Raw genomic sequence first — 1901 nt, 5'->3', positions numbered from 1 at the left:
AGTTCGCTCCTTTCTAATAATCTTCCGCAAGCCACTGCATGGCTTTTTGATAAATGCTAGGCTTTACTTCGCCACCGTCTCGGATTTTTCGATAGGTAACTTGTGTAACTCCGATTTCCTCGCCTGCTTGCTTTGCAGTCAATTTCTTGTCTGCCTGCTTTCGGCGAATCGCTTTTGCTTGTGTTGAGGTAATAAGCAATGAAGTTTCTCCTTTCTTTTTCGCCACATTGTGGCGTTTTCGTATCAATGATACACCACTTAATGATACTTTGTCAAGCTTTTTTATTATTTTTTTAAAAAAATTGCCAAATTGTGGCGTATAATGTTATAATTGCTACGAGGTAATAATAAAATGAATAGACTAAAGGAATTAAGAAAAGACAAAAAACTAACTCAAGTAGAATTTTCTAAAGAAATCAAAATACCATATAGAACCATACAACGTTGGGAAAACGGGAAAAGCCAAATCAAACCAGAAAAAGCTCAATTGATAGCTGATTACTTTAATGTAAATGTTGCTTATCTACTAGGATATAGTGATGATCCGGAAACTCCATTCAAAGAATATACTCCTACTCCTCGTGAGTTTGCTTCTTGGAGAGAGTTCGATTATATGCAACTTTCCAAAACGGACTTAGACTTTGATGTGTATCAAACATTAAGAAAAGAAGTGGAACCCCTTTTGCTAGAATTAATTCTTAATTATTCTTTTTCTGAAGAAGAAGAGAGAGATTTATTAAGAGAGATTGCAAAAAAATTTGCTAAAAATGATGCTGTTTCTTTTTTAAAACTTGATAATAAAAAATAAAATATTTAAAACAAAGGAGAAATCACATGGGATTTTTTGATAACATTAAAGACGCTAGCACTCACTCAACTGCCTCAAATGCTACTGATTTACACTATGTAGTCCTTCAAGTAACCTTAAAAGAGAAATTTTTTGGTACTGGATCAGGAAACTTGACAGAATTAGAAAACGTCATTAACACCCAAGTAGCAAAAGGCTACCGTCTGCATACAATTACAACCGCCAATGGTGGAAGCAAAGGACTAGGCGGTGGCGACCGTATCCAAGCTACAATGGTTTTTGAAAAGATTCTATAAAAATCCCCCATATCCGCCAATAGCAGCCCTATTTCTAAGGTCTATTGTGTAAAAATGGAGGAAATTGAAGAATAGAAAGCCAATTTTACAGACTAAAGTGCAAAAAACGACAAAATTGACAAATAGAAAGTAGAATCTCTGGACTACGAAACAACACGGAAGGGACAGTTTTAGGACGAAAAAAAGCCAGCACACGGCTGACTTTGAGAAAGGAACAAGAAAAAGTCCACAAAATCCATCTGGATTCCTAAAAACACTACTATTATACCATTAGGGAGTTAAAAAAGCGACTGACGGCATTTCTCACGCTCATCAGGCTATAACTCTCTAACGAAGTATAATACGGTATAATTTAGACGATTTTCAACACTTTAGCATTTTAGAAACGCTTAAAGTGCTCTAACAATATCAAAAAAAATAAAACTCTTGAAATATTGGGGCTTGTATGCTAAAATGAAAGCATAAAGGGAAAAACAGTGCTTCTAGCATATGTAACTAAAAAGCCCCACCGTTACAGCGATGGGGTTTTTTGCTACCCTCTTAAAGGGTTAAAGGCTACTTGCTACGTCTCTTTATCCATAGCTTGAAAAGCTCAGATAGTACGTTAACAAGTAACGGAGCTAGAAAAAGGGAAAACAACTCTAGCATATATAACACCTCCCTTCTCTAAATTGAGGGGGCGAAAACATTATATCAAAAACACCCATCACAAACAAGCCCATATAAGCCCCATATTCGCCTTGTTTTCTATTCTGGTACAATTTACCGTCTGACTGCTTAAAATCGAAAATAAGGGG

3 protein-coding genes are annotated in these 1901 nt (G+C 35.9%); 2 read left to right on the top strand and 1 reads right to left on the bottom strand.

The window, feature by feature from the left end:
- Positions 1–13: 13 nt before the first annotated feature.
- Positions 14–199, bottom strand: coding sequence for a hypothetical protein (locus tag SMIDD26_RS09305; RefSeq protein WP_000909283.1), 186 nt, complete (start codon positions 197–199; stop codon positions 14–16).
- Positions 200–352: 153 nt separating this feature from the next.
- Between SMIDD26_RS09305 and SMIDD26_RS09300 the strand changes: the two genes are divergently transcribed.
- Together SMIDD26_RS09300 and SMIDD26_RS09295 are read left to right on the top strand one after the other, a co-directional pair.
- The gene (locus tag SMIDD26_RS09300) at positions 353–808 is read left to right on the top strand and encodes a helix-turn-helix domain-containing protein (protein WP_061439912.1); all 456 of its coding nucleotides are present in this window, start codon (positions 353–355) and stop codon (positions 806–808) included.
- 26 nt (positions 809–834) lie between these two features.
- The gene (locus SMIDD26_RS09295; RefSeq protein WP_033676327.1) at positions 835–1104 is read left to right on the top strand and encodes a hypothetical protein; all 270 of its coding nucleotides are present in this window, start codon (positions 835–837) and stop codon (positions 1102–1104) included.
- The last annotated feature ends 797 nt before the right edge of the window (positions 1105–1901 follow it).

It is taken from the genome of Streptococcus mitis, from assembly GCF_001579035.1.
Classification (GTDB): domain Bacteria; phylum Bacillota; class Bacilli; order Lactobacillales; family Streptococcaceae; genus Streptococcus; species Streptococcus mitis_J.
Note: the sequence above shows the minus strand (reverse complement) of the source record. Positions and strands in the feature narration are given on the sequence as shown.

What these genes read in the sequence shown, in the direction of transcription:
- SMIDD26_RS09300 (WP_061439912.1), top strand. Translation starts at nt 353, where the DNA reads ATGAATAGACTAAAGGAATTAAGAAAAGACAAAAAACTAACTCAAGTA.
- SMIDD26_RS09295 (WP_033676327.1), top strand. Translation starts at nt 835, where the DNA reads ATGGGATTTTTTGATAACATTAAAGACGCTAGCACTCACTCAACTGCC.